We start from the raw sequence: 23,074 nt of genomic DNA, 5'->3' as shown, positions 1-23,074 counted from the left end.
CCGTGCGCCCACGAGTAGCTCGCAATACGCCCGAGTGCACCGCTTCACGATCACAGACCGTGATCTTTGCCCATCGGAGGCAGGCGGCAGCAGCCATCGACAACTCGACCTGGTTACGGTACGCGCGGCTACGCCATCCGGTCAAACCAGCCGATCGCCGGGGTCCATTGTGCACAGGCTGTGGACAACAACTTGAACGAGGTCAGCCGCCGCGACTACCGTGGCTGGACTCCTAAATCTTTTTCCGTTCTGTCCTTACCTGTCCTGTCACCTGTCCTGACGGACTTCGACCAACCGTCCCGAGAACCACACATTCGTGGGACCTGCGAGGAAGCGTGCCCTGTGGCTGACGTACCTGCCGATCTTGCCGCAGTGTGGCCACGCGTGCTGGAGCACCTCCTCGGAGAGGGCCAGCAGGGCATCGAGCCCAAGGACAAGCAGTGGATCGAGCGCTGCCAGCCTCTCGCGCTGGTGGCCGACACCGCGCTGCTCGCCGTCCCCAACGAGTGGGGCAAGCGAGTCCTCGAAGGCCGCCTGGCGCCGCTGATCAGCGAGACCCTGAGCCGCGAATGCGGCCGGCCGATCCGGATCGCGATCACCGTCGACGACTCGGTCGGTGAACCCACGCCGCCGGCGCCGCCGATCCACCAGCAGCAGCAGCAGCGGTACGACGACCGACCGTCCCCGGAGTCGTACGACAAGTACGACGGCTACGGACACCGGCCGATGCAGGACGACGGGCTTCCCACCGCCCGCCCCGCCTACCCGGACTACCAGCAGCAGCGCCCCGACCCCGGCTCCTGGCCGCGCACCCAGGAGGACCTCTCCTGGCAGCAGCCACGACTCGGAGGTTTCCAGGAGCGCGACCCCTACGCCGGTCCCCGCCACCAGCAGTCCCAGCAGCCGCGGTACGACGAGCGCCCGCCGTCGTACGAGCAGCAGCAGCGCCCCGAGCGGGCCGAGCTTCCCGAGCGGCAGGGCCCGGGCGCCGGCCAGGGCCCCCGTCCCGGCGGCCCCGCCGGTCCGGCAGTGGGCGGCCCCGGGACGGGCCGTCCCGGCTCGTCCTCCGGGCAGGGCTCGTCCGGCGCCCCCGGTGAGCAGCACGCGCGTCTGAACCCCAAGTACCTCTTCGACACCTTCGTCATCGGTTCCTCGAACCGCTTCGCCCACGCGGCCGCCGTCGCCGTGGCCGAGGCGCCGGCGAAGGCGTACAACCCCCTGTTCATCTACGGCGAGTCGGGCCTCGGAAAGACGCACCTGCTGCACGCCATCGGGCACTACGCGCGAAGCCTCTACCCCGGCACCCGCGTGCGGTACGTGAGCTCGGAGGAGTTCACCAACGAGTTCATCAACTCGATCCGCGACGGCAAGGGCGACACCTTCCGCAAGCGCTACCGCGACGTGGACATCCTGCTGGTCGACGACATCCAGTTCCTCGCGAGCAAGGAGTCGACGCAGGAGGAGTTCTTCCATACGTTCAACACGCTCCACAACGCCAACAAGCAGATCGTGCTCTCCTCGGACCGGCCGCCCAAGCAGCTGATGACCCTCGAGGACCGGCTGCGCAACCGCTTCGAGTGGGGGCTCACCACCGATGTGCAGCCGCCGGAGCTGGAGACGCGGATCGCGATCCTCCGCAAGAAGGCGGTGCAGGAGCAGCTCAACGCCCCGCCGGAGGTCCTGGAGTTCATCGCCTCCCGCATCTCGCGGAACATCCGCGAGCTGGAGGGCGCGCTGATCCGGGTGACCGCGTTCGCGAGCCTCAACCGGCAGCCGGTGGACCTCGGACTGACGGAGATCGTCCTCAAGGACCTGATCCCCGGCGGCGAGGACGCGGCACCGGAGATCACCGCCGGCGCGATCATGGCGGCGACGGCCGACTACTTCGGCCTCACGGTGGAGGACCTCTGCGGGTCCTCCCGCAGCAGGGTCCTGGTGACGGCCCGCCAGATCGCCATGTACCTGTGCCGCGAACTCACCGACCTGTCGCTGCCGAAGATCGGCGCGCAGTTCGGCGGCCGCGACCACACGACGGTGATGCACGCGGACCGGAAGATCCGCGCGCTCATGGCCGAGCGGCGCTCCATCTACAACCAGGTCACCGAACTCACCAACCGCATCAAGAACGGCTGAGACAGCCTCTCCGCCTCTGGAAGGCGGCTGTGAAGGGCGCTCCGGGGAATCCCGGGGCGCCCTTCGGCGTACTGGGGTGTCTCGGAGGCGGCTCCGAGACGGCTCCGAGGCGGCTCCGAGGCGGCTCCGGGGCGGCCCTCCGGGCCTTTCCACACGGCTGTGCGCGGGCTCGCCGTTCGAATAGAGGGAGAGGCGCGCCGGTTCTCCACAACTTGGGGGATGATCTTCCGTCCACAGGGTGGGGATCGCCGAGTTATCCGGATCATGTCCACAGGCTCTCCGGATGGGAGATCATCACACCAGGTCAGGACCGTGTGGATTTGTTGGCAACCGTGATCCACAGCTTGTGGACGAATCATTCGTCCACAGGGGCCGGTGTGGGTTGTCCACCGGCGGCCCACAGGGCCCGGGGAGTTGCCCACAGCTTCTCCACACCCCTGTCCACTGTTCGGCAACGAAACACCCGGGCTCCCCGCTCCGAGTGAAAGCGGTCACACCAAGGGAGACGATTGGCCTGTGGGGAACGTGGGTAAAGCTGGGGACAGCACTGGGGAGAACTCCGGGGTGCCTGTGTACCGGGTGTGCAGAACTTTCGGGCGTCCACAGAACGCCCCGGTTGTCCACGGGCTCCACCCACAGGGTCGGTGGACAAAAAACCGGCGTTGACCTGCACAGATGGCGTTATCCACGGTTTCCACAGGCCCTACTACTACTCCCACATAGGGTTAGCCCGGAATCTGCTTCGAAGTGGGACCTGTGCACAACTCGAGCCCGGACCGTCGGCGACCTCTTGTCGCGACTTGACCCCGAGCCGCACCGAGTGTCGGTGGCGTGCGTCAGACTGGTTCCCGCAGTCGACGAAGAGCCAGCAACAGCAGGAGGCGGTTCCGGTGAAGATCCGGGTGGAGCGCGATGTACTCGCGGAGGCGGTGGCCTGGGTGGCCCGCAGCCTTCCGGCCCGTCCGCCGGCGCCCGTACTCGCGGGCCTTCTGCTGAAGGCCGAGGACGGCGCGCTGAGCTTCTCCAGCTTCGACTACGAGGTCTCGGCCCGGGTCTCCGTCGAGGCGGAGGTCGAGGAGGACGGCACCGTCCTCGTCTCCGGCCGCCTGCTCGCCGACATCTGCCGCGCCCTGCCGAACCGGCCGGTCGAGATTTCCACAGACGGTGTACGGGCGACCGTGGTCTGCGGCACCTCCCGCTTCACCCTCCACACCCTGCCTGTGGAGGAGTACCCGGCGCTGCCGGAGATGCCCACCGCCACCGGCACGGTGCCCGGTGAGGTCTTCGCCTCCGCGGCCGCCCAGGTCGCCATCGCCGCTGGCCGCGACGACACGCTGCCCGTCCTCACCGGTGTGCGCATCGAGATCGAGGGCGACACGGTCACCCTCGCCTCCACCGACCGCTACCGCTTCGCGGTCCGCGAGTTCCTGTGGAAGCCGGAGTCCCCGGACGCCTCGGCCGTCGCCCTGGTCCCCGCGAAGACGCTGCTGGACACCGCCAAGGCGCTCACCAGCGGCGACACCGTGACCCTGGCGCTCTCCGGTTCCGGCAAGGGCGAGGGTCTGATCGGTTTCGAGGGCGCGGGCCGTCGCACGACCACCCGGCTGCTCGAGGGTGACCTGCCGAAGTACCGGACGCTCTTCCCGACGGAGTTCAACTCGATCGCGGTGATCGAGACCGCTCCGTTCGTCGAGGCCGTCAAGCGTGTGGCCCTGGTGGCCGAGCGCAACACCCCGGTCCGGCTCAGCTTCGAGCAGGGCGTGCTGATCCTGGAGGCCGGCTCCAGCGACGACGCACAGGCTGTGGAGCGTGTGGACGCGCAGCTGGAGGGCGACGACATCTCGATCGCCTTCAACCCGACGTTCCTGCTGGACGGTCTGAGCGCGATCGACTCCCCGGTCGCCCAGCTCTCCTTCACGACCTCCACCAAGCCCGCGCTCCTGAGCGGCAAGCCCGCGGTCGACGCGGAGGCGGACGAGGCGTACAAGTACCTGATCATGCCGGTCCGCCTCAGCGGCTGACCCCGGCCGGACAGCCGTCGACTGAGCGGTTGACCCCACAGGTGTGCACCCGCGTCCGGGCGTAGGCTCGGACGCGGGTACGAACCGCACACGACGCTTAAGGAATCTCTGATGGAGCTCGGTCTCGTCGGTCTCGGCAAGATGGGCGGCAACATGCGTGAGCGCATCCGCCGCGCAGGCCACACCGTCATCGGATACGACCGCAACCCGGACCTCGCCGATGTCCACAGCCTGGAAGAGCTTGTGGGCAAGCTCAAGGGTCCGCGCGTCGTGTGGGTCATGGTCCCGGCCGGTGCCGCGACGCAGTCCACCATCGACGAGCTGGGCGAACTGCTCTCCCCCGGCGACATCGTCGTGGACGGCGGGAACTCCCGCTGGACGGACGACGAGAGGCACGCCGAGGAGCTCGCCGCGAAGGGCATCGGCTTCGTCGACTGCGGCGTCTCCGGCGGCGTCTGGGGCCTGGAGAACGGCTACGCGCTGATGTACGGCGGCGACGCCGAGAACGTGGCGAAGGTCCAGCCGATCTTCGACGCGCTCAAGCCCGAGGGCGAGTTCGGCTCCGTCCACGCGGGCAAGGTCGGCGCCGGCCACTTCGCGAAGATGGTCCACAACGGCATCGAGTACGCGATGATGCAGGCGTACGCCGAGGGCTGGGAGCTCCTGGAGAAGGTCGACTCCGTCACCGACGTGCGCGAGGTCTTCCGCTCCTGGCAGGAGGGCACGGTCATCCGCTCCTGGCTGCTCGACCTGGCGGTCAACGCCCTGGACGAGGACGAGCACCTGGACCAGCTCCGAGGTTTCGCACAGGACTCCGGCGAGGGCCGGTGGACCGTGGAGGCCGCCATCGACAACGCCGTGCCGCTGCCCGCGATCACCGCGTCGCTGTTCGCGCGGTTCGCGTCCCGTCAGGACGACTCCCCGCAGATGAAGATGATCGCCGCACTGCGCAACCAGTTCGGTGGCCACGCGGTCGAGTCCAAGAAGTAATCCACAGGCTGTGCACCCCGCGGTGCACAGCAGCCGGGGGAAGGTCGGCGCACACCATGCATGTCACGCATCTGTCGCTGGCCGACTTCCGCTCCTACGCCCGGGTCGAGGTCCCGCTCGACCCGGGCGTCACCGCTTTCGTCGGAGCGAACGGCCAGGGCAAGACGAATCTCGTCGAGGCCGTCGGCTATCTCGCCACCCTCGGCAGCCACCGCGTCGCGTCGGACGCGCCTCTCGTACGGATGGGGGCGGACCGGGCGATCATCCGGGCTGCCGTCACCCAGGGCGAGCGCTCCCAGCTGATCGAGCTGGAGCTCAACCCGGGCCGGGCCAACCGTGCCCGTATCAACAGGTCGTCGCAGGTCAGACCCCGTGATGTGCTCGGGATCGTGCGGACGGTGCTGTTCGCGCCGGAGGACCTCGCCCTGGTCAAGGGCGATCCCGGCGAGCGCCGGCGCTTCCTCGACGAGCTGATCACGGCGCGCGCGCCGCGTATGGCGGGCGTGCGCTCCGACTACGAGCGGGTGCTCAAGCAGCGGAACACGCTCCTGAAGTCCGCGGCCATGGCCCGCCGGCACGGGGGCCGTGGCATGGACCTGTCGACCCTCGACGTGTGGGACCAGCACCTGGCCCGGGCGGGCGCCGAACTGCTCGCCCAGCGGCTGGATCTGATCGGTGTGCTGCAGCCGCTGGCGGACAAGGCGTACGAGCAGCTGGCGCCGGGCGGCGGACCGATTCTGCTGGAGTACCGGCCGTCCGCGCCGGGTCCCGGGCACACCCGGGAGGAGCTCTACGAGCAGATGACCGCGGCGCTCGGAGAGGTCAGGAAACAGGAGATCGAGCGGGGCGTCACGCTCGTCGGGCCGCACCGGGACGAGCTGCTGCTCAAGCTGGGCGACCTGCCGGCGAAGGGGTACGCCAGTCACGGGGAGTCCTGGTCGTACGCGCTGGCGCTGCGGCTCGCCTCGTACGACCTGCTGCGGGCGGAGGGGAACGAGCCGGTGCTCGTCCTCGACGACGTCTTCGCCGAGCTGGACGCGCGGCGCCGGGAGCGGCTCGCGGAGCTGGTGGCACCGGGTGAGCAGGTCCTGGTGACGGCCGCGGTGGACGACGACGTGCCCGCGGTGCTCGCGGGGGCTCGGTACGGGGTCGCGGAAGGTTCGGTGGAGCGGCTGTGAGCGAGAACGAGGGCGTCGAGGCCGGCCCCCAGGCGGCGCCGAAGGCGCCGGAGCCCTCCGGCGTCGATCTGGCGCGGGTCGCGCTGCGCGCGGCCAAGGAGCAGGCGCGGGCGCGGGGCGCGGCCGCCCAGCAGAAGAAGCAGGCGCGGCGGGGCGGCGGGCTGCGGTCCGGCGCGCACGCCGACGGCCGGGACCCGATGGCGCTCGGCTCCGCGATCAACAGGTTGATCACCGAGCGCGGCTGGGAGACGCCGGCGGCGGTGGGCGGGGTCATGGGGCGCTGGCCGCAGATCGTGGGCGAGGACCTGGCGAAGCACTGCGAGCCGCTGAAGTACGACGAGGACCCGGAGGAGCGGGTGCTGACCGTCCAGTGCGACTCGACGGCCTGGGCGACGCAGCTGCGGCTGCTCGCGCCGAAGCTGGTGGCGCGGCTGAACGAGGATCTGGGGCACGGGACGGTGCGGGTGATCAAGGTTCTGGGGCCGTCGTCCGGGGCGCGGCGGTACGGGCCGCTCAGGGCGCCGGGGTCGGTCGGGCCGGGGGACACGTACGGCTGACGTTTGCCCCTGGGTGCGGGCCCGGGCGGTGTGGTGCGGGCTCGCCCGTGGTGTGGACGCGCCCGGGGGTGCCGTGTGCGGGGCCCGGGCGGGGGCAGCGTTTTCGTGGGCTGCGCCCACCCGTTCCTCCCCCTGGCTTCGCCGGGGGGACGCCCAGCGGACGATTGCCCACAGCTGGTAACAGCCCGAAGCGCTGGGTGGCCGTCAGAGCCCTTTGGAGCCCCTCCCTGGATATGGGGAGTCGTCTCGCTCCCGCCCAGGGCGGCACATGCGGACTCAGGTACCGGCAAACCCCCATGAGTGTCAGCGCTACCGGTAGACTGGGAGACAATCCCGCCACCCTGCGGAACATGTCGAACGACGCAGCCGCTCCCGTATGCCCGGAGAACGGCCTGTGCTGTGCCAGAAAGGGCGCTTCGTGGCCGATTCCGGCAACCCCAACGAGAACACCCAGTCCGCCAACGCTGCGTCGTACGACGCCAGCGCGATCACCGTCCTCGAGGGTCTGGACGCTGTCCGCAAGCGACCCGGCATGTACATCGGCTCGACCGGTGAGCGTGGTCTGCACCACATGGTGCAGGAGGTCGTCGACAACTCGGTCGACGAAGCCCTGGCCGGTCACGCGGACACCATCCACGTGACGATCCTGGCCGACGGCGGCGTCCGCGTCGTCGACAACGGCCGCGGCATCCCCGTCGGCATCGTCCCGTCCGAGGGCAAGCCGGCCGTCGAGGTCGTGCTGACGGTCCTGCACGCGGGCGGCAAGTTCGGCGGCGGCGGCTACGCGGTCTCCGGCGGTCTGCACGGCGTCGGCGTCTCCGTCGTCAACGCCCTCTCCACCAAGGTCTCGGTGGAGGTCAAGACCGACGGCTACCGCTGGACGCAGGACTACAAGATGGGCGCCCCCACCGCGCCCCTCGCGAAGCACGAGGCGACCGACGAGACCGGCACCTCGGTCACGTTCTGGGCCGACCCGGAGATCTTCGAGACGACCGACTACTCCTTCGAGACGCTCTCCCGCCGCTTCCAGGAGATGGCCTTCCTCAACAAGGGCCTGACGATCACGCTCACCGACGAGCGCGAGTCCGCGAAGGCCACGGTCGGCGCCGACGACCCGGACGCGGAGGCGGCCGAGCCCACGGCGCGCACGGTGAAGTACCACTACGAGGGCGGCATCGTCGACTTCGTCACGTACCTCAACTCGCGCAAGGGCGAGCTGATCCACCCCACCGTCATCGACGTCGAGGCCGAGGACAAGGAGCGCATGCTCTCGGTCGAGATCGCGATGCAGTGGAACTCGCAGTACACCGAGGGTGTCTACTCCTTCGCCAACACGATCCACACCCACGAGGGCGGTACGCACGAAGAGGGCTTCCGCGCCGCGCTGACGGGTCTGGTCAACCGGTACGCGCGCGACAAGAAGCTGCTGCGCGAGAAGGACGACAACCTCACGGGCGAGGACATCCGCGAGGGTCTGACGGCCATCATCTCCGTCAAGCTGGGTGAGCCGCAGTTCGAGGGCCAGACCAAGACCAAGCTGGGCAACACGGAGGCCAAGACCTTCGTGCAGAAGGTCGTCCACGAGCACCTCAACGACTGGTTCGACCGCAACCCCAACGAGGCCGCGGACATCATCCGCAAGTCGATCCAGGCGGCCACCGCGCGCGTGGCGGCCCGCAAGGCCCGTGACCTCACACGTCGCAAGGGTCTGCTCGAGTCGGCGTCGCTGCCCGGCAAGCTGAGCGACTGCCAGTCGAACGATCCCTCCAAGTGCGAGATCTTCATCGTCGAGGGTGACTCCGCCGGCGGCTCGGCCAAGTCCGGCCGGAACCCGATGTACCAGGCCATCCTGCCGATCCGCGGCAAGATCCTGAACGTCGAGAAGGCCCGGATCGACAAGATTCTGCAGAACACCGAGGTCCAGGCGCTGATCTCGGCCTTCGGCACCGGAGTCCACGAGGACTTCGACATCGAGAAGCTCCGCTATCACAAGATCATTCTGATGGCGGACGCCGACGTCGACGGCCAGCACATCAACACCCTGCTGCTGACCTTCCTCTTCCGCTTCATGCGTCCGCTGGTCGAGGCCGGTCACGTCTACCTCTCCCGCCCGCCGCTCTACAAGATCAAGTGGGGCCGGGACGACTTCGAGTACGCGTACTCGGACCGTGAGCGCGACGCGCTGGTCGAGCTGGGCAAGCAGAACGGCAAGCGGATCAAGGAAGACTCGATCCAGCGCTTCAAGGGTCTGGGCGAGATGAACGCCGAGGAACTGCGCATCACCACCATGGACCAGGACCACCGTGTGCTCGGCCAGGTCACTCTGGACGACGCGGCCCAGGCCGACGACCTGTTCTCGGTGCTGATGGGCGAAGACGTCGAGGCGAGGCGCTCGTTCATCCAGCGCAACGCCAAGGACGTCCGCTTCCTCGACATCTGAGTCGGTCTCAGCTGACCGCACGAAAGGACTGAAGACCAGCAATGGCCGACGAGAACACCCCTGCCACGACCGAAGAAGAAGAGCCGGTGGCCCTCCGTGTCGAGCCCGTCGGGCTCGAGACCGAGATGCAGCGCTCGTACCTCGACTACGCGATGTCCGTCATCGTGTCCCGCGCGCTGCCCGACGTACGGGACGGCCTCAAGCCCGTCCACCGTCGCGTGCTGTACGCGATGTACGACGGCGGCTACCGGCCCGAGAAGGGCTTCTACAAGTGCGCCCGCGTCGTCGGTGACGTCATGGGCACGTACCACCCGCACGGTGACTCCTCCATCTACGACGCCCTGGTCCGCCTGGCCCAGCCGTGGTCGATGCGGATGCCGCTCGTCGACTCCAACGGCAACTTCGGTTCCCCGGGCAACGACCCGGCCGCCGCCATGCGGTACACCGAGTGCAAGATGATGCCGCAGTCGATGGAGATGCTCCGGGACATCGACGAGGAGACCGTCGACTTCCAGGACAACTACGACGGCCGCAACCAGGAGCCGACGGTCCTCCCGGCCCGCTTCCCGAACCTGCTGGTCAACGGCAGCGCCGGTATCGCGGTCGGTATGGCGACCAACATCCCGCCGCACAACCTGCGCGAGGTCGCCGCCGGTGCCCAGTGGGCGCTGGAACACCCCGAGGCCACCCACGAGGAGCTGCTCGACGCGCTCATCGAGCGGATCAAGGGCCCGGACTTCCCGACCGGCGCGCTGGTCGTGGGCCGCAAGGGCATCGAGGAGGCGTACCGCACCGGTCGTGGCTCGATCACGATGCGCGCGGTCGTCGAGGTCGAGGAGATCCAGAACCGCCAGTGCCTGGTGGTCACGGAGCTTCCGTACCAGACCAACCCGGACAACCTCGCGCAGAAGATCGCCGACCTGGTCAAGGACGGCAAGATCGGCGGCATCGCCGACGTCCGCGACGAGACCTCGTCCCGAACCGGCCAGCGGCTCGTGATCGTGCTCAAGCGCGACGCCGTCGCCAAGGTCGTGCTGAACAACCTGTACAAGCACACCGACCTGCAGACGAACTTCGGCGCGAACATGCTGGCGCTCGTCGACGGTGTGCCGCGCACCCTCTCGCTGGACGCGTTCATCCGCCACTGGGTGACGCACCAGATCGAGGTCATCGTCCGCCGGACGAAGTTCCGGCTGCGCAAGGCGGAGGAGCGCGCCCACATCCTGCGCGGTCTGCTCAAGGCGCTCGACGCGATCGACGAGGTCATCGCGCTCATCCGGCGCAGCGACACCGTCGAGGTCGCGCGCGAGGGCCTGATGGGCCTGCTCCAGATCGACGAGATCCAGGCCAACGCCATCCTCGAGATGCAGCTGCGCCGGCTCGCCGCCCTGGAGCGCCAGAAGATCGTCGCCGAGCACGACGAGCTCCAGGCCAAGATCAACGAGTACAACGCGATCCTCGTCTCCGAGGAGCGCCAGCGCGCCATCGTCAGCGAGGAGCTCGCGCTCCTCGTCGAGAAGTTCGGCGACGACCGCCGCTCCAAGCTGGTGCCCTTCGACGGTGACATGTCCATCGAGGACCTGATCGCCGAGGAGGACATCGTCGTCACCATCACGCGTGGCGGCTATGTGAAGCGTACGAAGACCGAGGACTACCGCTCGCAGAAGCGCGGCGGCAAGGGTGTACGCGGCACGAAGCTGAAGCAGGACGACATCGTCGACCACTTCTTCGTGTCGACGACCCACCACTGGCTCCTGTTCTTCACCAACAAGGGCCGGGTCTACCGCGCCAAGGCGTACGAGCTTCCGGACGCCGGCCGGGACGCGCGTGGCCAGCACGTGGCCAACCTGCTGGCCTTCCAGCCGGACGAGCAGATCGCCGAGATCCTGGCGATCCGCGACTACGAGGCCGCGCCGTACCTGGTGCTCGCCACCAAGGGCGGCCTGGTGAAGAAGACCGCGCTGAAGGACTACGACTCGCCGCGTTCGGGCGGCGTCATCGCGATCAACCTCAGGGAGACCGAGGACGGCAGCGACGACGAGCTGATCGGCGCCGAGCTGGTGTCGGCGGAGGACGATCTGCTGCTCATCAGCAAGAAGGCGCAGTCGATCAGGTTCACCGCGACGGACGACGCGCTGCGTCCGATGGGGCGTGCCACGTCCGGCGTCAAGGGGATGAGTTTCCGCGAGGGCGACGAGCTGCTCTCGATGAATGTCGTCCGGCCGGGTACTTTCGTCTTCACCGCCACCGACGGTGGGTACGCGAAGCGGACCAACGTCGACGAGTACCGCGTCCAGGGTCGCGGTGGCCTCGGTATCAAGGCCGCCAAGATCGTGGAGGACCGTGGTTCGCTCGTGGGCGCGCTGGTGGTCGAGGAGACGGACGAGATCCTCGCCATCACGCTCTCCGGTGGTGTGATTCGCACGCGAGTCAACGAAGTCAGGGAGACCGGCCGTGACACCATGGGCGTCCAGCTGATCAATCTGGGCAAGCGCGATGCCGTCGTCGGCATCGCACGTAACGCCGAGGCGGGCAGCGAGGCCGAAGAGGTCGAAGGTGCCGGGATCGTCGACGGTGACGAAGGTGTCGAGGACACGGAAGGCGTCGAGGTCGCTGCCGCGACCGAGGCAGCCGAGGGCATCGAGCCCTCGGCCGGGGAGCACGAGGAGTAGAGCGTGAGTGGAGCCACGGGCGCCGGATCGGCGGCTGCCGGAGCTTCTGCTGGTGCTGGAGCGGACGGTGCCCGTGGTTCCACCACGGACTCCCAGGGGGTTGCGGTGACGGACAGTCGAGGGTCCAAGCCTTCGTACGACACGTACAACGGGCCGCTGCCGGGCGACCGCGCGGGAGCGCAGCAGCCGGGCGGGCCGTACCATCCGCCGCAGGCGTACGGCGCGCAGGCGCCGGCCGCCGGCGGTACGGGTGGCGCGGACGGCCAGAACGCGGCGGCGGTGCGCCGGCCGCGTACGGGGGCACGCACCACGCCCCGCACCCGCAAGGCGCGGCTGCGGGTGGCCAAGGCCGATCCGTGGTCGGTGATGAAGGTGAGCTTCCTGCTCTCCATCGCCCTCGGCATCTGCACGGTCGTGGCGGCGGCGGTGCTGTGGATGGTCATGGACGCCATGGGCGTCTTCTCGACCGTCGGCGGCACGATCAGCGAGGCGACGGGCTCGAACGAGTCCAACGGATTCGATCTGCAGTCGTTTCTGTCGCTGCCTCGGGTGCTCATGTTCACGTCGGTGATCGCGGTCATCGACGTGGTCCTGATGACCGCGCTGGCGACGCTGGGCGCGTTCATCTACAACCTGTCGGCCGGTTTCGTGGGCGGCGTGGAGCTCACGCTGGCGGAGGACGAGTAACCGATTTTGGGACTGGCCCCCACGTGCGCTAATCTTCAGGAGTCAGCGCGCGGGACACCCCGCAAGAGCGCGGCGGGGCTATAGCTCAGTTGGTTAGAGCGCATCCCTGATAAGGATGAGGCCACAGGTTCAAATCCTGTTAGCCCCACAGTGACGATCGGCCCGGACGGATTCTCCGTCCGGGCCGATCGCTTTGTCATTGCCACACGGCCGTCAAGACCGGGGAGTAGGTCACCGATCGGTATCGGTCGATGTGTAGAGTGGGCGTCAGAAGTCTCCTACGTCAACGAAAGACGAGGTCGCGCGGTGAAGAAGCTTCTCCTGGTCGCACTGGCCGCCATCGGCGGGCTCCTCGTGTACCGCCAGATCCAGGCGGATCGCGCCGAGCAGGATCTGTGGACGGAGGCGACCGACTCCGTGCCCGCAGGTTCGGGTGTGTGAGACGCAGACTGTCTGTGGGCGAAGCCCCGGCCGCGCTTGAGCGGCCGGGGCTTCGTGCTGTTCGGGGGCCGAGGGAAATCTCTTGAGTTCGCTTTCGTGAACGCTTACGTTGCTTTGGTGAATGCGGGGGCAGGTGTCCGACTCCTTCAGCTTCCCCGGCCGATGACGACGGCTCGTACAGCCGGGTGATTCGGCCGCGCGCAGACAGCGGAGTGACGGGCGGGGCAGGATGGACCGCACCGCCGCGGCGCTCGGTCCGGTCGGCCCGATTCCGGCGGCGGCCTCCTGAGGGCACGGTACGGCGACGGAGACGAGGAGAGGCGCGTGAAGACGCAGCGCGGGCGGGGCGTGCTCCGCACAGGACGGATGGCCGGAGCCGTGGTCGCGGCGGTGTGCGCGGCCGGCGCGCTGTCCGGCCAGGTGTGGGCGGCCGGCGAGAGCCCGTACACGTTCGACGGCACGGCGCAGCGGGTCAAGGGCGCGGCCTCCAGCCTGGACGCCGAGCGGCTGAAGGCCGGCGGCACCTACCGGGACACCATCGAGAAGGACGGCAAGCTCTACTACCGCGTCGATCTCGACGCCGAGCAGAACGCGTACGTCTCCGTGGTCGCCGTCCCCAAGCCGGGAGGCAAGGCCGAGTACGGCGACGGCATCAAGGTGAGCATGCGGGACGGTTCCAACGCCCAGTGCGGCTACCAGGACACGGCCTTCGAGTCCGCCGGGTTCACCCGGCCCGTCACCGCCTACGCCCACCGCACGATCGAGGCGGGCGGCTCCACCTGCCAGCAGGCCGGCACGTACTACGTGCTCGTCGAGCGGACCTCCAAGTCCGCCTCCACACCCGAGGACTGGGAACTTGAGATCCGCTACCTCACCGAGCCGGGAGTGAAGCGGACCGGTCCCACCGCACTGCCGGACAACTGGCCCTCGTCCTCGCCCCCGCCACCCGCGGGCGGGCCCCAGAAGCGGCAGGGCGGCGCCGGCTTCCATGACGCCACCTCGCTGGGGCAGGGCGAGTGGCGCACCGACATCAAGCCCGGCCAGACGCTGTTCTACCGGGTGCCGGTCGACTGGAATCAGCAGATCTTCGCCAGTGCGGAGCTGGGCACGAGCACCTCCGGTGACACGTACATCGGCAACGCGCTCGTGCTGTCGCTCGACAACCCGGCGCGCGGGCACGTCGATCAGGACACCGTCAGCTACGACGGCGACCCGGCGACGCTGGCGCTGGACCCGCACCGGCCGGTGGCCTTCGAGAACCGTTACTCCTCCAACAGCTACACGAACGCCCTGCGGTTCGCCGGCTGGTACTACCTGTCGGCCACGCTCAGCCCGGAGGTCGCCAAGGCGTACGGGGACAAGCCGGTGCCGCTGACGCTCCGGGTGAACATCACCGGCACGCCGAAGGCCGGGCCCGCGTACGCCGGGGACGCCGGGCCGTTCCAGGTCACCGAGGGCGACAAGGACGCGGCGGCCAGCGGTCTCAGCGGACCCCAGGTGGAGAGGAGCGACTCCATGCGGCTCGTCGCCGCGGCCGGCATCGGGGCCGGTTCCGTGCTGGTCCTCGCTCTCGGGGTGTGGACGGTCGTGGCGCGACGGCGGGCGGCCCGGGTACCGCAGGGCGGTCCGGCGCGGTTCGGACCACCGGCGGCCTGGTAGCGGTCGGCCTTCGGCCCCCGGCCAGGATCCGAGGCCTTCGGCCGTCAGGTCTGGGTGAGCGCCCAGATACCGACCGCGAAGCAGATCAGCGCCACGATGAGCACCGGGACCGCCACCTTCGGGGGCGGTCCCGGCCGCTTCACGGGAGCGTTCACCGGGGTGTTCACCGGGACGCCGTCGGCCTGAGTGGGAACCCGCGCGGCCCGAGCGGTGTATGGACGGGTAGCGGCTTGTTCGTACGACACCGCGGCCGTCGGGACCTGGGCGACGTCCGCCGCGGCGGCGGGACGGGGGGAGACGGTGTGCGCGGAGGGAGCGGGGACCGGGGGCTGCGTGGGGCCGGCGGCGGCCGGCCGTGGCGGCGGGGGCAGATGGAAGCTGCCCGTCTCGGAAGGATGCGGCAGCGGCCGCAGGGGCTGCTCGGGAGACTGCTGCGGCCGCTGCTGTACGTGTGTGGGGGCGGGAGCGGGCATGGCGGCAGGGGCCGGTGGCGCCGGCTTCTCGGGGCCGTTCGGGCCGAAGCCGGGCGGCAGCGGCCCGATCTGGTCGAAGACCTCGACCGGCTCCTCGTCCGGTCCCGCGTCGGGCAGCATCTCGACCGCGGCGGTGAGCGCCTTGCGTACGCCCGTGGCCGTCCGGAACCGTGCCTGCGGATCGGGCTGCAGCAGACCCGCGATCACCTGCCACAGCGGCTCGGGAATGCCCTCCGGGGCGCCGGGGGTGCCGTGCGCCATGAAGTACTCGATCAGCGCCCGCGAATCGGGCTTCTGACCCTGGAGCAGATAGAGCGCGACCAGGCCGACCGCGAACAGGTCGGCCGGAAAGTCCGGTTCCGCGCCCATCATCTGCTCGGGTGCGAAGTAACCCGGCGTGCCCACCACGTAGTTGGTCTCGGTCAGGCGCGGTTCGCCCTTGCGCATGGAGATGCCGAAATCGGACAGCCGCAGATGCGGCCGCCCGGTTCCGGTCACGTCGAGCAGGATGTTCGCCGGCTTGATGTCGCGGTGCACGACCCCCTCGGCATGCACCGCGGCAAGACCGGACAGCAACTGGTCGAGCAGCGTGCAGACGAAGCGCGGAGGCAGCGGGCCGTAGTCGCCGATGACATGCGCCAGAGAACCGCCGGCCACCAGGTCCATGGTGAACAGCACCTTGTCGTCGTCCGCGGCCCAACTGGCCGGGGCGAGAACATGCGGGTGGTCGATCCGCAGCGCCTGCTCGCGCACGAAGCGGAGCAGAGTGTGGGCGTCGCTCTGCTGGAGGACCTTGGCCGCCACATAGCGACGGCGCCGGTGGTCCCAGGCGCGCCAGACCGCGCCGACGCCACCGCGTCCGATCGGATCGATCAGCTCGTACCGACCAGCGAAGACCTCACCCATTGCGCTGCGCCCGCTCCCCGTCGTGCCGTCTCGGTCCCGCCGTGCCCGTCTCGGTCGCCGTGTCGAGCGGGCCGGCGGCTCCGCGTCAGTTCTGGTGCGACTCGTAGTGCGCGACCGCGTCCGCGGTGCGCCCGGCGCCGTACACCCGGAGGAACTCTGCCAGTTCCGGGTGGGCCGGGGCGAGGGAGTCGGCCGCGTCGATGATGTCGCCGGCGGCCGCCACCGAGCGCAGCAGCGACTGGATCTCGCGGACCACCCGGCGCACGGTCGGCGCACCGGAGCTGTTGGTCGTCTGGCTGGTGCCGGTCAGGACGGAGCCCCCCTGCGACTTCTTGATCTCGTCCATCCGGTCCGTGGCCTCGGCCGCGCTGACGCTGCCGTCGGCGACCTGGCTCGCCAGTTCCTGCAGCGCCTGCACCCGCTGCACGACCGCCGGGTTGCCGATCTTGGCTCGCTGGCCGCTCATCAGCTGGGAAAGCATGGGTGCCGACAGTCCGAGCACGGCCGCGAGCCTGGCCTGATTCAGCCCGAGATCGTCGATCAGTCGACGGAAGAGCGCCCCCAGCGGCTCTCCGTACCAACTGCGCTGAAGCTCCCTGGCTCTTGCCGTGGCTTCCTGCTGCGCTGCGTCCATTGCTTCTCCCCATCCCTGCGGTTCGCCACTGCGAACCTCGGTCTGCATCTTACGGAGCGTGGTCGCCGACCGGGAGTCCCAATCCTTTTGCGAGATCCAGGGGGTGACCCGGTACTCTGTTCTCGTTCCGGGGCCTTAGCTCAGTTGGTAGAGCGCTGTCTTTGCATGGCAGATGTCAGGGGTTCGACTCCCCTAGGCTCCACAGAATGAGACCCCTCTGACCTGCGTAAACGCGGTCAGAGGGGTCTTTTTTCGCTCTGCCTCCGACGTACTGCGCCGCCCGCTGCCGCGTACAGCCGCCTCCGGAGCCGAAGTGGCCCAGGTTCCCCGGCGATCAATGGACCTGTGGGCCTGGGCCACCCGCTTCTAGCGTCGTCTGTATGGCGAACACCTTCTCCCGGGCTCCCCGAGCCGCCGGAGCGCCGCGGGCGCTCCTCCTCGCGCAGTTGAGCAACGCGATCGGCGATGGGGCCTTCTATGTCTCCTCGGCCCTCTACTTCACCCGGATCGTCGGCCTCTCCGCGCCCCAGATCGGCCTCGGGCTCACCCTCGCCTGGGCGGTCGGCTCCGTCGCCGGCGTACCGCTCGGGCATCTGGCCGACCGGCGGGGACCGCGCGGCACGGCGGTTCTCCTCGCGCTCACGACCGCGGCCGCCGTCGGCTCGTTCCTCTTCATCCGCTCCTTCGTGCCGTTCCTGATCGCCGCCACCGTCTACGCCACCGCCCAGAGCGGCCTCGCCGCCGCCCGTCAGGCACTGCTCGCCGGGCTCGTCGCACCCACGGCCCGTACGGAGGTCCTGGCCAGACTTCAGTCCACGCTCAACGGCGGACTCGCCGTCGGCGCGGGAATCGGCGGACTCGCCCTGCACGCGGGAACCCCGGCCGCGTATCTCTCGGTGTTCGCCCTGGACGCGCTGAGCTTCCTCGTCTGCGCGCTCGTGCTGCGCCGGCTGCCCCTCGTACCCGGCACCCCGGCGACCGGCGGCGGCGAGCCGCGCCTGCTGGTGCTGCGCGACCGTCCGTACGCGCTGCTCACCCTCCTGAACGCGCTGCTGCTCCTTCGGCTGCCGCTGCTCAGCCTCGCCCTGCCGCTGTGGATCGTGGAGCGGACCTCGGCACCGGGCTGGATCGTCTCCGCGCTCTTCGTCCTCAACACCGCGGCCGTGATGCTCTTTCAGGTCCGTACGGCCAGGGCGGTGACCGGTCTCGCCGAGGCCACGCGCGCGGTGGGCCGCTCCGGCGTCGTCATGCTGGCCGCCTGCGGGGTTTTCGCGGTGACGGCCGCCGGACTCGGGCCGTGGACGACGGTCGCCGTCCTCGTCCTGGCCGCCGCCCTCCAGGTCGCCGCGGAGATGCGTCACTCCGCCGGGTCCTGGCAGATCGGCTTCGCGCTGGCACCGGCCGACCGGATCGGGCAGTACCAGGGGTTCTACGGCATCGGGGTCCCGGTCGCGAGGACGCTGGGACCGCTGCTGGTCACAGGACTCCTGGTGACCTGGGGCGTGCCCGGATGGCTCGTGCTCGGCGGGATCTTCCTGGCCGCCTCGGCGGCGACCAAGCCCGCGGTGCGGTGGGCCGAGCGGTCCCGGGCTCAGGCCTCCGGGGAGGGGGAGCACAGCGAGCCCGTCGGCGCCCGCTGAGCCGGACGGGTGGTGTTCATCGGAAGAACTGCGCGCCGACGGCGTCGCTCCGTGGAATCCGGGAGTGCGTACACATCATGAGAAAGGTATGTAAAGCGCGCAACCTGAAATGAACCATCCGGGAACGTCACGAAAGCGAGGGGCCATGGCCACCGCCAAGGTCAAGCAGTTCTGGACCGCCTTCATCTCCGTACTCTTCGCCCTGCTCGCCTCCGTCGGCCTGGCGAGCACCGCCACCGCCGCGCAGGTCCCCTCCGTCCAGCAGCCGGAGGAGCCGACCACCCCCGGCACCGTCGCCCACCGTGACGCGCGCACCTTCGCCGCCGTACCGGCACAGCGAACGCATCGGTGGAGCCCGGTACGGGATCGCTCCCTGCCGCCGACGATCAAGCAGCGCATCGGCGCCGAGGCGCACGGCTCCTCGCCCTCCGTACGCCACCGTCGCGCCGGCTCCCCGACCGAGACGGACACGGCCGACCACTCCGAGCTTTCGGGACTGGCGCTTGCCGCCGCGGCGTAGGGCGCGGGGAGTCGTTTCGCTCCCCACGCTCCACGTCGAGGCCGCTCAGCGACGCTCGTCGCGATCCGTGGCCTCGGACTCCTCAGCGGCCGCCGCGTCGGCCTCGGCCTGCTTGGCCTCCATCTCGGCGTCGAGAGACCTGCTGCCGTCGACGGACGACAGCGGAACCCCTTCGTCGACCTCGGTAGGAGCGGGCGGTTCGACCAGCCAGTCCGGGTTGGCCTGCTTGTCCCACCACTTCCAGGCGGCGTAGGCGCCGCCGACCAGCACACCGAGGATCGCGAGTCGCTTTCCGAGACGTCCGGCCCTGGCCCGACGCTCGTGCTTCCTCACGATCTTCTGAATCTCCTTCGGTGTCACCTGACCGCGCAGCGCGGCCCAGGCGGCAGTGGAGCGCGATCCGGCCTCGTCGAGAACAGGACCGGTCGCGGCGACCGCGTGCTCGACACGCGGAACGGTGTAGTTGGCCGCCTGACGGGCGGCCTTGCGGGTCCGTACCGCGGCACGATGCGCGGCGGCGTCGACCCGCGGCGGTACATGCGGTGCGACACGGGAGTTGTACTGCACACGAGCTTGAGTGCGGGCCTGAAGAGCGGCCTTCGAGACTTTCGGCGCGAGCCGGACGCGTGCCTCGTGCGCGTAGAGCGCGGCGTGGTCCTTGGCCGAGCCCGCATACACCGCGGCATGGCCCTTGGCCGTGCTTGCATAGGGCGCCACCACTTCCGCGGCGTGCAGCACGCTGTCCTTGGCCGAATCGGTCGCGGCGCGCACGCTGTCCATCCGGGTCACGGGATCCTCCTACTCGGTGGTGGTGTCGGTTTTTCGCCTTTCCACCCTTTTCGAAATCATGCCTGCCCGATCGCGGTCCGGCATGCGGGGCGGGCATCCGGGGCATGCGAGGATCGGATCCGCCAGGGGAGACCTCGGAGGAGACCTTCGTAGGAAGACCTTCGGAGAACATCTCCGAGGAGGCCCCCAGAAGAGATCTATGGAAGGCGGACCGTGGCCGAGCAGCTTTACGCCACTCTGAAGACCAGCCAGGGCGACATCGAGATTCGGCTGCTGCCGAACCACGCCCCCAAGACGGTCCGGAACTTCGTGGAACTGGCCCAGGGCGAGCGCGAGTGGACGCACCCCGCCACCGGCGAGGTCTCCACGGACCGTCTCTACGACGGCACGGTCTTCCACCGCGTCATCAGCGGCTTCATGATCCAGGGCGGCGACCCGCTGGGGAACGGTACGGGCGGGCCGGGCTACGAGTTCCCCGACGAGTTCCACCCCGAGCTGTTCTTCGACCGCCCGTACCTGCTGGCCATGGCCAACGCCGGCCCGGGTACCAACGGGTCGCAGTTCTTCATCACGCTCGGCGCCACGAGCTGGCTCAACCGCAAGCACACCATCTTCGGCGAGGTGGTCGGCGAGGCGAGCAAGAAGGTCGTCGACGCGATCTCCACCACGGAGACCAACCCGCGCACCGAGCGCCCGGTGCAGGACGTGGTCCTCGAGTCCGTCGTGATCGAGAAGCGCCAGAGCTGAGCACCGGAGCCGGCCGCCGGAGCCGGGCGCGCACCCGGCCGGGCACGGGTTCGGCCGGGCGCGAAGCCGGCCGCGCCAGGGCCGGCCGGGCCCCCGGAACCCGCGAACCCGGCGACCCGGGAACCTTTTCGCCCCGCTCGTCCGTATGGAGGGCGGGGCGGTGCCGTGTGGCCCTTTCGCCGCCGGTACGCAGACCCCAGCCGCCCCCTGAACCCGGGAGGGACCTCCATGGAGCCGGAGTCCGGCCTGCCGCGCTGTTACCGCCACCCGGACGTCGAGACGGGCATCCGCTGCACCCGCTGTGAGAAGCCGATCTGCCCGCGGTGCATGGTCTCCGCGTCCGTCGGCTTCCAATGCCCCGACTGTGTGCGCAGCGGCTCCGGTACGGGGCACGCGCCCGACGCCAACCAGCCGCGGACCCTCGCCGGTGGGCGGGTGGCGTCCGACGGGCGCTTCGTCACCAAGATCCTCATCGCGATCAACCTCGCCCTCTTCATCGCCGTGCAGGTCGCCGGCGACCGGCTCGTGGACGAGCTGTCGCTGATCGGCTACGCGTACAACCCGGTGCTCGGCGAGGTGGTGGGCGTCGCGGACGGCGAGTGGTACCGGCTGGTGACCTCCACCGTCCTGCACCAGGAGATCCCGCACTTCGTCTTCAACATGCTGGGTCTGTGGATCATCGGCGGCATCGTCGAACCGGAGCTGGGGCGGATCCGCTACGCGGTCCTGTGCCTGCTCTCCGGGCTCTCCGGCTCGGTGCTCGCGTTTCTGTTCGCCGCGCCGAACCAGCCCTCGCTGGGCGCCTCCGGCGTCGTCTTCGGCCTGATCGGCTCGTGGGTGGTACTGGCCCGCCGCAGGCGGTACGACATGCGGCCGGTCATCCTGTTCACCGCGCTGTCCCTGCTGCTGACCTTCACCCGCCCGGGAATCTCCTGGGAGGCGCACATCGGGGGCCTCGTCGGCGGCGCCCTGGTGACGTACGGCCTGGTGCACGCACCCAGGAAACGGCGGGCGCTGGTGCAGTACACGGCCTGCGGGTTGGTGCTCCTGCTCGACCTGGGGACGGTCGTCGCCCGCACAGCCGCGCTCACCTGAGCGTAGGAGGCTGTGGACGAGCTCCAGGGCAAGCTTTCCCCAGAGTTATCCACAGCGCGTGGTGGATCGGGCGCCTGTCCTGAGGAACAACTGTGCCCCTCGTCCCTGAGCTGGGTCTTTCCAGGAGGGACAAGGGGCATGCCGCACCCTCGACGAGCCTGTCGCGGTCACACCGGCGTCAACCTGACACCGGGTTATCCACAGATCTTCGTAAGTTATCCAGTGCTGTGCACAACGCTGTGGATAACTCGGGTCGCAGACCCTAGAGGGAGGCGTGACACCGCGCCTCGGGAGGCTACTTCCACTGGGTGGAGACGCCGAACCCGGCCGCGATGAAGCCGAAGCCCACGACGATGTTCCAGTTGTTGAGCGACTTCACCGGCAGTGTGCCGTCGGTGACGTAGAAGACGACGATCCACACCAGCCCGATCAGGAACAGCGCCAGCATCACCGGTGCCACCCAGCTGCGGTTGGTCAGCTTGATGTTGGTGGCCTGCTTGGCGGGCGGAGGCGTGAAGTCGGCCTTCTTGCGGATACGTGACTTCGGCACGAGGGACTCTCCTGTCGATGCGCTGCGTGACCGCGCAGGGAACTGTGGCTGGCGCCGGGATGTGACGTAGGAGGACCACTGCGTCCCCCGGGCGTCCGTTAGCGTAGTGCTTCCGTGGCACCGAAGGGGATCAGGGTACGTTGAGCAATTCTGCCGACTCTCCCACCGGGCCGGGCCGAGCCTTCCGATGGCGGCCCGTCCGGCTCCTCACCGCTGCCGTTTTCGCCCTCGCCGGGCTGATCTTCGTCACCAGTTTCAACACCGCCAAGGGCACCAACATCCGTACGGACGCCTCGCTGCTGAGGCTCTCCGACCTGATCGAGGAGCGCAGCCACAAGAACGCGGGCCTGGACGAGTCCACCGCCGCGTTGCGTCGGCAGGTTGACGCCCTCGCCGCCCGCGACGACGGCTCCACCAGGGCCGAGGACGAGAAGCTCCGCGCCCTGGAGGCGGCCGCCGGGACCGCGGAGACCTCCGGTTCCGGGCTGACCGTCACCCTCAATGATGCCCCCGCGAACGCCCAGGCGGCCCCCGGCTACCCCGAACCGCAGGCCAACGACCTCGTGATCCACCAGCAGGACCTCCAGGCCGTCGTGAACGCCCTGTGGAAGGGCGGCGCCAAGGGGATCAAGGTCATGGACCAGCGGCTCATCTCGACCAGCGCGGTGCGTTGCGTGGGCAACACCCTGATCCTCCAGGGCCGGGTCTACTCACCGCCGTACAAGATCACCGCCGTGGGTGACCGGGGCAGGCTCACCAAGGCGCTCGCCGACTCCCCGGCGATCCAGAACTACCAGCTGTATGTGAAGGCCTACGGGCTCGGCTGGAAAGTCGACGAGCACGGGGCGGTGACTCTCCCCGGTTACTCGGGCACAGTGGATCTCCACTACGCGAAGCCTGTGAGCTAGCCGGAACCGCGGGGAGGGCCGGGTGGGGCCGTCC

Annotated in this window: 19 protein-coding genes and 2 tRNA genes; 17 read left to right on the top strand and 4 right to left on the bottom strand. The window is 69.4% G+C overall.

The window, feature by feature from the left end; genetic code table 11:
- Positions 1 to 342: 342 nt before the first annotated feature.
- From dnaA to ABZY12_RS04975, 11 genes are all read left to right on the top strand, one after another.
- Positions 343 to 2,133, top strand: coding sequence for a chromosomal replication initiator protein DnaA (gene dnaA / locus ABZY12_RS05025; RefSeq protein ID WP_356887237.1), 1,791 nt, complete (start codon positions 343 to 345; stop codon positions 2,131 to 2,133).
- Positions 2,134 to 3,023: 890 nt separating this feature from the next.
- The gene (gene dnaN / locus ABZY12_RS05020; RefSeq protein WP_356887235.1) at positions 3,024 to 4,154 is read left to right on the top strand and encodes a DNA polymerase III subunit beta; all 1,131 of its coding nucleotides are present in this window, start codon (positions 3,024 to 3,026) and stop codon (positions 4,152 to 4,154) included.
- Between the two features lie 111 nt (positions 4,155 to 4,265).
- Positions 4,266 to 5,144 carry a phosphogluconate dehydrogenase (NAD(+)-dependent, decarboxylating) gene (gene gnd / locus ABZY12_RS05015; RefSeq protein ID WP_356887233.1) on the top strand — a complete coding sequence of 293 codons (879 nt, stop codon included), beginning with the start codon at positions 4,266 to 4,268 and terminating at the stop codon, positions 5,142 to 5,144.
- A 56-nt stretch (positions 5,145 to 5,200) separates the two neighbouring features.
- Complete coding sequence (gene recF, locus ABZY12_RS05010) at positions 5,201 to 6,322, top strand: DNA replication/repair protein RecF (protein WP_356887231.1); 1,122 nt, start codon at positions 5,201 to 5,203, stop codon at positions 6,320 to 6,322.
- Positions 6,319 to 6,879 carry a DciA family protein gene (locus ABZY12_RS05005; protein ID WP_356887229.1) on the top strand — a complete coding sequence of 187 codons (561 nt, stop codon included), beginning with the start codon at positions 6,319 to 6,321 and terminating at the stop codon, positions 6,877 to 6,879. The genes recF and ABZY12_RS05005 overlap by 4 nt, the downstream gene beginning before the upstream one ends.
- Positions 6,880 to 7,273: 394 nt before the next feature.
- Positions 7,274 to 9,319 (top strand): DNA topoisomerase (ATP-hydrolyzing) subunit B, encoded by a 2,046-nt coding sequence (gene gyrB / locus ABZY12_RS05000; protein ID WP_356887227.1) that lies wholly within the window; start codon positions 7,274 to 7,276, stop codon positions 9,317 to 9,319.
- A gap of 41 nt (positions 9,320 to 9,360) precedes the next feature.
- Positions 9,361 to 11,991 carry a DNA gyrase subunit A gene (gyrA, locus tag ABZY12_RS04995; protein WP_356887225.1) on the top strand — a complete coding sequence of 877 codons (2,631 nt, stop codon included), beginning with the start codon at positions 9,361 to 9,363 and terminating at the stop codon, positions 11,989 to 11,991.
- A gap of 105 nt (positions 11,992 to 12,096) precedes the next feature.
- Positions 12,097 to 12,678 carry a DUF3566 domain-containing protein gene (locus ABZY12_RS04990; protein WP_356887223.1) on the top strand — a complete coding sequence of 194 codons (582 nt, stop codon included), beginning with the start codon at positions 12,097 to 12,099 and terminating at the stop codon, positions 12,676 to 12,678.
- Between the two features lie 74 nt (positions 12,679 to 12,752).
- Positions 12,753 to 12,826, top strand: a tRNA-Ile gene (locus ABZY12_RS04985).
- A gap of 158 nt (positions 12,827 to 12,984) precedes the next feature.
- On the top strand, positions 12,985 to 13,119 hold the full coding sequence (locus ABZY12_RS04980) for a DLW-39 family protein (protein ID WP_003958712.1): 135 nt from the start codon (positions 12,985 to 12,987) through the stop codon (positions 13,117 to 13,119).
- Positions 13,120 to 13,443: 324 nt separating this feature from the next.
- Positions 13,444 to 14,778 (top strand): hypothetical protein, encoded by a 1,335-nt coding sequence (locus tag ABZY12_RS04975; protein WP_356887221.1) that lies wholly within the window; start codon positions 13,444 to 13,446, stop codon positions 14,776 to 14,778.
- A gap of 44 nt (positions 14,779 to 14,822) precedes the next feature.
- On the opposite strand, the gene ABZY12_RS04970 is transcribed toward ABZY12_RS04975, so the two are convergent.
- Positions 14,823 to 16,157, bottom strand: coding sequence for a protein kinase (locus ABZY12_RS04970; RefSeq protein ID WP_356887219.1), 1,335 nt, complete (start codon positions 16,155 to 16,157; stop codon positions 14,823 to 14,825).
- Between the two features lie 85 nt (positions 16,158 to 16,242).
- On the bottom strand, positions 16,243 to 16,791 hold the full coding sequence (locus ABZY12_RS04965; protein ID WP_356887217.1) for a DNA-binding protein: 549 nt from the start codon (positions 16,789 to 16,791) through the stop codon (positions 16,243 to 16,245).
- Between the two features lie 129 nt (positions 16,792 to 16,920).
- Between ABZY12_RS04965 and ABZY12_RS04960 the strand changes: the two genes are divergently transcribed.
- The 3 genes from ABZY12_RS04960 (at position 16,921) to ABZY12_RS04950 (ending at position 18,951) form a co-directional block, all read left to right on the top strand.
- Positions 16,921 to 16,993: transfer RNA gene (locus ABZY12_RS04960), tRNA-Ala, on the top strand.
- A gap of 178 nt (positions 16,994 to 17,171) precedes the next feature.
- Complete coding sequence (locus tag ABZY12_RS04955) at positions 17,172 to 18,431, top strand: MFS transporter (RefSeq protein ID WP_356887215.1); 1,260 nt, start codon at positions 17,172 to 17,174, stop codon at positions 18,429 to 18,431.
- Between the two features lie 145 nt (positions 18,432 to 18,576).
- The gene (locus ABZY12_RS04950; protein WP_356887213.1) at positions 18,577 to 18,951 is read left to right on the top strand and encodes a DUF6344 domain-containing protein; all 375 of its coding nucleotides are present in this window, start codon (positions 18,577 to 18,579) and stop codon (positions 18,949 to 18,951) included.
- A 45-nt stretch (positions 18,952 to 18,996) separates the two neighbouring features.
- Here ABZY12_RS04950 and ABZY12_RS04945 read toward each other — a convergent pair whose 3' ends face one another.
- Complete coding sequence (locus ABZY12_RS04945) at positions 18,997 to 19,740, bottom strand: DUF5324 family protein (protein WP_356887211.1); 744 nt, start codon at positions 19,738 to 19,740, stop codon at positions 18,997 to 18,999.
- A gap of 213 nt (positions 19,741 to 19,953) precedes the next feature.
- Here ABZY12_RS04945 and ABZY12_RS04940 point away from each other — a divergent pair, with 213 nt between their 5' ends.
- Entirely contained in the window at positions 19,954 to 20,487 is a 534-nt protein-coding gene (locus ABZY12_RS04940) for a peptidylprolyl isomerase (RefSeq protein ID WP_356887209.1), read from the top strand.
- Between the two features lie 228 nt (positions 20,488 to 20,715).
- Complete coding sequence (locus ABZY12_RS04935; protein ID WP_356887207.1) at positions 20,716 to 21,582, top strand: rhomboid family intramembrane serine protease; 867 nt, start codon at positions 20,716 to 20,718, stop codon at positions 21,580 to 21,582.
- 295 nt (positions 21,583 to 21,877) lie between these two features.
- On the opposite strand, the gene crgA is transcribed toward ABZY12_RS04935, so the two are convergent.
- Positions 21,878 to 22,132, bottom strand: coding sequence for a cell division protein CrgA (crgA, locus tag ABZY12_RS04930; protein ID WP_356887205.1), 255 nt, complete (start codon positions 22,130 to 22,132; stop codon positions 21,878 to 21,880).
- Between the two features lie 140 nt (positions 22,133 to 22,272).
- Here crgA and ABZY12_RS04925 point away from each other — a divergent pair, with 140 nt between their 5' ends.
- On the top strand, positions 22,273 to 23,040 hold the full coding sequence (locus tag ABZY12_RS04925; protein ID WP_356887203.1) for a DUF881 domain-containing protein: 768 nt from the start codon (positions 22,273 to 22,275) through the stop codon (positions 23,038 to 23,040).
- Positions 23,041 to 23,074: the final 34 nt, after the last annotated feature.

The sequence above is a fragment of the Streptomyces sp. NPDC006551 genome (assembly GCF_040611675.1).
Taxonomy (GTDB): domain Bacteria; phylum Actinomycetota; class Actinomycetes; order Streptomycetales; family Streptomycetaceae; genus Streptomyces.
The sequence above is the reverse complement of the archived record's forward strand: the minus strand, read 5'-3'. Positions and strand labels throughout refer to the sequence as shown.